Source organism: Pseudomonas sp. ITEM 17296 (assembly GCF_028895205.1).
Lineage (GTDB): Bacteria > Pseudomonadota > Gammaproteobacteria > Pseudomonadales > Pseudomonadaceae > Aquipseudomonas > Aquipseudomonas kermanshahensis.
Window position 1 is genome coordinate 26,653 of record NZ_WJRS01000044.1, and the last position, 6,353, is coordinate 33,005.

Consider the following 6,353-nt stretch of genomic DNA (forward strand, 5'->3'; position numbering starts at 1 on the left):
TTTCCACTGCATTGCCCGAGCGGAATCGTATGGGTATTCCGACACCATAAAAACAATGACGAGCCCCTTATGAGCACAATCAGTGACGCGCCTCATGATTCGCGCATGCCTCGCAAAGCGGTGACCGCCGCGACCATTGGCACAGCGCTGGAATGGTTCGACTTCACGTTGTATGGCGCGATGTCCGCGACCATTCTGCCCAAGTTGTTTTTCCCTGCGATGGAACCCACCGCAGGCCTGCTCGCTTCGCTGGCAACGTTCGGTGTCGGCCTGGCCGCGCGGCCCCTGGGCGCCATTACCTGTGGCTACCTCGGTGACAAACTCGGCCGCCGCAACTTGATGCTGGCCACCGTTACCATGATGGGCCTGGCTTCGGTACTGATGGGGTTGTTGCCCACCTACGGCCAGGTGGGTATCTGGGCGCCGATCCTGCTGGTGCTGCTGCGGATCATTCAAGGCTTCGCACTGGGTGGCGAGTCCACTGGCGCGCAACTGATGGCGCTGGAACACGCCTCCCCCGATCGTCGCGGGCGCTATTCCGGCATGCTCGGCCTGTGCTCACCCCTTAGCCAGATTTTGGCCAACGGCGTATTGATGGGCCTGGCAGCGACGCTTTCAAGCGAGCAATTCGAGAGCTTCGGCTGGCGAATCCCGTTCCTGATGAGCTTCGTCCTGGTAATCGTCGCAATTTTCATCCGCCTGAAAGTCGATGAAACCCCGGCCTTCGTGGCCTTGAAGAAGGCCCCGCTCAAACAGGAAAAGAGCCCACTCACATCAGCCGTGAGCAGCCATTACAAAACCATCCTGCGACTGATGCTGTTCTTCTGCTCACCCGCTGCGCTGTTCTACTTGATCGTGATTTTCTCCCTCAGCTACCTGACCAAGCACCTCGGTTTTAGCCAATCGACAGGGTTCATGTCGCTGATGGTGGCTAACATGTGCGCGATTTTCGGTGCGCTTGCCGGTGGTTATCTGTCTGATCGTTGGGGGCGTAAAAAGGCGCTGGCATTGGGTTCGTGCATGACGTTGCTGATCCTGTTCGTCTACTTCCCAATCCTCAACACCCTGAACGTCCCCGCCATCATGGCAATCATGGGGCTGTTCCTGGGCTTCACCCAGTTCCAAAGCGGCATCCAGCCTGTGGCCTTCGCCGAAGCGTTTCCTACCCAGGTCCGCTACTCGGGCTCGGCACTGGCCTACACAGGCGCCAATCTGGTGATCGGTGGCCCAATGCCGATGATCGCCGTGTGGCTGATGAGCCAGTCGAACAACTCGCCGTGGCCGCTGGTGACGCTGTGCGCGGTGATCAACCTGATCTCGCTGGCGATGATCATCACCGGCCGGGAAACCCGCGGCATCGACCTGAACGCCGTCGCCGAAGACGACACCGTCGAAGCCCGCGCTACCACCCTTCTTTCCAAATAACGCAGCAGGACAATCATGAATCGCACCGTTTTCATCCTTAACGGCCCTAACTTGAACCTGCTGGGTCGCCGTGAACCGCACATCTACGGCCACACCTCGCTTGAGCAAATCCGCCAACGCAGTGAAAGCCTGGCGCTGGAACTTGACCTGATATGCGACTTTCGCCAAACCAACCACGAAGGCGTCATGGTCGACTGGATTCAAGAAGCCTTCGAGCAAGGCGCTGCAGTGATCATCAACCCGGCTGGCCTTTCGTTTCACTCGATTCCAGTACTGGATGCGCTGAAATTACTCGACACACCGGTGGTTGAACTGCACCTGTCGAACATTCATGCACGGGACGAACTGCACCGCCACTCGATCATGTCTGGCGTGGTCAATACAGTGATCTGCGGCATGGGCGCTGACGGGTATCCCCTCGCAATCCGGGCTATCGATACTTTACTGCGGCGTCAGGCAGCCAATAATTAACCGCCCTTCACCGGACGCTGACTGGGTGGCCCTTCGGCAACTTCGGAACGTCGCGCTTACACCCTGAACCGCCCTACCAGCGCTGTCATTTCCCCCACCAGGCCCGACAGCGCCTGGCTCGCCGCACGGGTTTGCTGCGCCCCGGTCGCCGACTGGTTCGACAACTCGCGAATGTTCAGCAGGTTCCGGTCCACTTCCCGCGCGACCTGGGCCTGCTCCTCCGCCGCACTGGCGATCACCAGGTTGCGCTCGTTGATCTCGCCGATGGCGCTGTAGATACCTTCCAGCACCTGCCCTGACGCCAGGGTGACGTCCAGGGTCGACTGGGCCCGGCTGGTGCTGGCCTGCATCGAGGCAACCGCGGCTTCGGTACCCTGCTGCACACGCCCGATCATCTGTTCAATTTCCTGGGTCGATGCTTGTGTGCGGTAGGCGAGCGTACGCACCTCGTCCGCTACCACCGCAAAACCACGCCCGGCCTCACCGGCGCGGGCGGCCTCAATGGCGGCGTTGAGCGCCAGCAGGTTGGTCTGCTCGGACACCGAACGGATCACTTCCAGCACCTTGCCGATGTCCCGCACCTGCCCCACCAGCTGCTCCAGGTGCCCACTGCTGGCCTGGATCTCATGGGTCATGGCCTCGGTACCGTCGATGTTCTCGTTGACTTGCCGGCGGCTTTTTTCGGCCAGTTGATTCGATGCCTGCGTGGTCTCGGACGTGGAGACGGCGTTACGTGCGACCTCCTCGACCGCCGTGGTCATTTCGGTGACGGCAGTGGCAGCCTGCTCCAGCTCCTGGCCCTGCTGGCGCAGGTTATTGGCGCTTTCCTCGGTAACGGTGTTCAGCGCCGTCGCCGCGTCAGCCAGCTGTTGTGTGCAGCTGCTGAGCTTGCCGAGGGTTTCGCGCTGGCTCTGCTGCATGCGCTCCAGTTCGTGGAACAGCTGGCCGATTTCGTTGCGCCGCTGCACCACCACCGGCACGCTCAGGTCGCCGCCGGCGATGCGCTGAAAGTGCTGGCCAGCTTCACGCAATGGATGCAACACACGCTGTGCGATGAAGGCCCAGCACAGCGCCGCCAGCAGCAACGTCACACCCAGCAGCCCCAGGCTCAGCAGTTGTGCGCGCTCCAGACGGCGGTCGGACTCGAGCATGATCTGCTGGCTGCGCTCGCTCAAGGTGGCTACCAGTTGCTGACGCAGCGCCTGCAGGCGGCCCATGGCATTGCCGGCGTCGGTGTTGACCTTGAAGTACTGCTCCAGCGAGCGCTGCCGCACGGCCTCACGCTGCCCCGCCACCGCCTTGGCGTAGTCGGCGAAGGTGGCCTGCAGTTCCTTGGCCGCCGCATGCAGCGCAGGTTCGCGAGCGTTGCCGACGAACTCATCGACCAGTTTCTGGCTCTTGTCGTTCAATTCGACCGACAGCGCCATGCGCTTGTTCGCACTCTCGTCATGGCCGCCCAGTTGCTCGATGAAACCCGAGGACACGTTGGCGCTGGCGCGGATCGCCATGAGCAACGCATTGTTCAACCGGTCCGACTGGTGCGCGGTCTGGTCCAGTTCGCTGATCTGCTCATCGCTGCCCACCGCCGCGCGCCAGGCACTGACGGTGGAGAACAGCAAGGTCAGGCTGAACAGCGACAGCACCCAGAACATTCCGGTGCGAATCTTCAGGTCGGCAAACATACGGGCAATACTCCTCATGGTCCTGTTGGCACCCCTTCTCATCGGGATTTCGATGGCGGGTGAGCAGGTATCGGAGTGCCCGCTGCGGGCTTGAGTGGCGCTGAGGCGCTTGTGTGCGGTAACCGCACGATTGTTGCCGGCGCCTTGCATGTGGCGGCGCATACGTGCAAGGGTAAAAAAGGAACGTCAGTCATCAGAAAAGGAAGATAAGCACCTTATGCTTGGAATCACACGTATCCATCGCTACGTGCGCCCATTGCCTGCAAGCCAAGCAGCAGCCAGTGGGCGTGACGTCAACGTCAAACCAGGCGCCCGCCTGGCCGCGAAGCTTGCCACCCTCCTCTGCACACCCCGCGCCGTCCCGCCCTACCTCTGGGTCAACCCCGAGCGCCCCCCTGTCGATCGCATGCCCCCTACCTGACCGCCCACACGCCGTCATCGCACCGGCCTCGCCATTCAGTGGCTGAAGGCGGGATGTCTCACGCAAAAAATAAGGGGCAACACCCAATGATCATGTTTCAGGGCAAGAAAATTCACAGCGCCATCTTCGACATGGATGGCACGATGTTCGACACCGAGCGCCTGCGTTTCAGGACGCTGAAGCAAGCTTCGCTGGAAATCTTCGGCACCGCCTTGAGCGAGCAAACGCTGATCGGCTCGCTGGGCCTGAGCGCTAAAAAGGCCGAGGCCCTCGCCAAGGCTCACAACGGCGATGACTTCCCGTATGCGCAGATCCGCCAGCGCGCCGATGAGCTCGAACTGGCGTACGTGCGCAACCATGGCGTGCCGATCAAAGCCGGCCTGCTCGAGGTGCTGGAGCGCCTGCGCAAGTCCGGCCTGACCCTGGCGGTCGCCACGTCCAGCCGCCGCGCCATCGCCGAGGAGTACCTGATCAACGCCAACGTGCTCAAGTACTTCGACATCACCGTTTGCGGCGACGAAGTCAGCCAAGGCAAACCCCACCCAGAAATCTTCCTGCACGCCGCCCGCGCGCTCAATTGCCAACCCGGCCAGTGCTTCATGGTCGAGGACTCGGAAAACGGCCTGCTCTCAGCGATCCGCGCCGGGGGACAGGCAATCCTGATCGAGGACATCAAGCCGCCCGCGCCCGAGGTCAAGGCCGGCGCGCTCATGGCCTACCGTGGCATGCACGCCTTCCTCGCCGACTTGAGCGAGTGCGTGCCCGACTTGGGCATGCCGGCGCTCGACGAGGCGTTCCCTGCCTCACTGAACCAGTTCCGTGTCGGCATCCACGGCTTCGGCGCCATCGGTGGCGGCTACCTGACCCAGGTGCTGTCCCATTGGGACGGCTACACGCGGCCCTGCGAAATCATTGCCGCGACCCGTTCGCGCATGCTCCGCGAATCGGTCGCTGCGTTCGGCCGCTACAGCGTGCGCTACGGCGCCACCGCGTTCGACCAGACCATCGACAATGTGCGCATGATCGACATGGACGACGAAGAGGCGGTAATTGAGATGTACAACGCCGCCGAAGTCGTCGGCATGAGCCTGCCCGAGCAGGCCATCGCGCATCAGGCCAAGGTCATTGCCAAGGGTTTGCTGCGGCGCTTCGAACGCAGGGGGCGCGAGCTGACCGTACTGATCGTGTTGAACAAGATTGGCGGTGCGGCGTTCGTCCGGCGCCAGGTGCAGGCGCAGTTGGCGCTGCTGTGCACGCCACAGGTGTGCAAGCAGGTGCTGGAAAAGACCCATTTTGCCGAAACGGTGGTTAGCCGCATCGTTTCCAAGATCAGCAATGACGCGCTGGTTCGGCAGTTACGCATCAAGTCGCAGATCTTCAAGAACAGCCTGGAAGATGAGCCAGCGGTCACCCGCAAACCCGCCACGCCAGCCCCTGAATACGAACGGCTTATCGGGCACTTCAGGCCCTTTGCACAATCCAGCAGTGCCATGAGCCAGTTGCACCTGATCCTGTTCAACAGCGAGCCCGACATGCCGCTGTACGTAGAGCGAGGCAGTGATTTGCTGGAGCGGCTGCGCCAGGTAAAAACGGTCGCAGACATTACCCAGATCCAGATCATCAAGAACCGCTTATGGAATGGGCCGCACGCGATCATCGCCTGGTATGCGAGCCTGCTGGGGCACACCTGGGTCGGCCAGGGCATGGGGGACGCCCGCGTCAGTGCGCTGGCGCAGCGCCTGATTCATCAGGAAGTGGCGCCAGCGTTGATGGCCGAATACCCGCAGATGTCAGAGGTCGTCAGCAGCTTTGCCAATGCGTTTCTCGAACGGTGCAAAACCTCGTTCAAGGACCCTTGCGTGCGGGTTGGGCGCGACCCCATGCGTAAATTGCAGCGTAACGAGCGCATCCTCAGCAGCATCGACCTGGCCCGCAAGCATGGCATTCAAACGCCTGCGCTGGCGTTTGGGGCGGCGCTGGCCATTCACTATGCGCTGCACGGCAACGCTAGCAAAGATCGCGAAGCCCAGTTGATCAAGGCGCTGTACACGGCCAGCGGCGAACGTGTCGAAGCGGTGCTCACCCATGACGGGGAGTATCAGGGCAAGCCTTATCCGGGGCTGGACCCGGTCAGAGATGCCGAGCTGGTCGAAAGCATTTCGGCCAACTTCCGGCTGTTGCTGGAACGGGACAGGGCTGACTGGGCACTGCCCGCTGCGTTGGCGCGGGGGTCGTCCGAGTGTGGTAGGGCGTCGGCCAAGCATTCGCTACCGGTTGCTTGAAGCGGTTTGGTAAGGGCGGTGTGTCGATGTGTTCGCCCTGACATCGTCAGCGCCTGGGAAATCGAGCGCCGC

Annotated in this window: 4 protein-coding genes; 3 read left to right on the top strand and 1 reads right to left on the bottom strand. The window is 61.9% G+C overall.

The window, feature by feature from the left end:
• The first annotated feature begins 69 nt into the window (after nucleotides 1-69).
• On the top strand, nucleotides 70-1,425 hold the full coding sequence (locus GIB19_RS27130) for an MFS transporter (protein WP_238211325.1): 1,356 nt from the start codon (nucleotides 70-72) through the stop codon (nucleotides 1,423-1,425).
• Nucleotides 1,426-1,440: 15 nt separating this feature from the next.
• A complete protein-coding gene (locus GIB19_RS27135) occupies nucleotides 1,441-1,896 on the top strand; it encodes a type II 3-dehydroquinate dehydratase (RefSeq protein WP_274888722.1) in 456 nt (151 codons plus the stop codon).
• Nucleotides 1,897-1,952: 56 nt separating this feature from the next.
• Here the strand turns inward: GIB19_RS27135 and GIB19_RS27140 are convergent, their stop codons facing one another.
• Nucleotides 1,953-3,578 carry a methyl-accepting chemotaxis protein gene (locus GIB19_RS27140; RefSeq protein ID WP_027596320.1) on the bottom strand — a complete coding sequence of 542 codons (1,626 nt, stop codon included), beginning with the start codon at nucleotides 3,576-3,578 and terminating at the stop codon, nucleotides 1,953-1,955.
• A 507-nt stretch (nucleotides 3,579-4,085) separates the two neighbouring features.
• Here GIB19_RS27140 and mtlD point away from each other — a divergent pair.
• On the top strand, nucleotides 4,086-6,281 hold the full coding sequence (gene mtlD / locus GIB19_RS27145; protein ID WP_085273197.1) for a bifunctional mannitol-1-phosphate dehydrogenase/phosphatase: 2,196 nt from the start codon (nucleotides 4,086-4,088) through the stop codon (nucleotides 6,279-6,281).
• The last annotated feature ends 72 nt before the right edge of the window (nucleotides 6,282-6,353 follow it).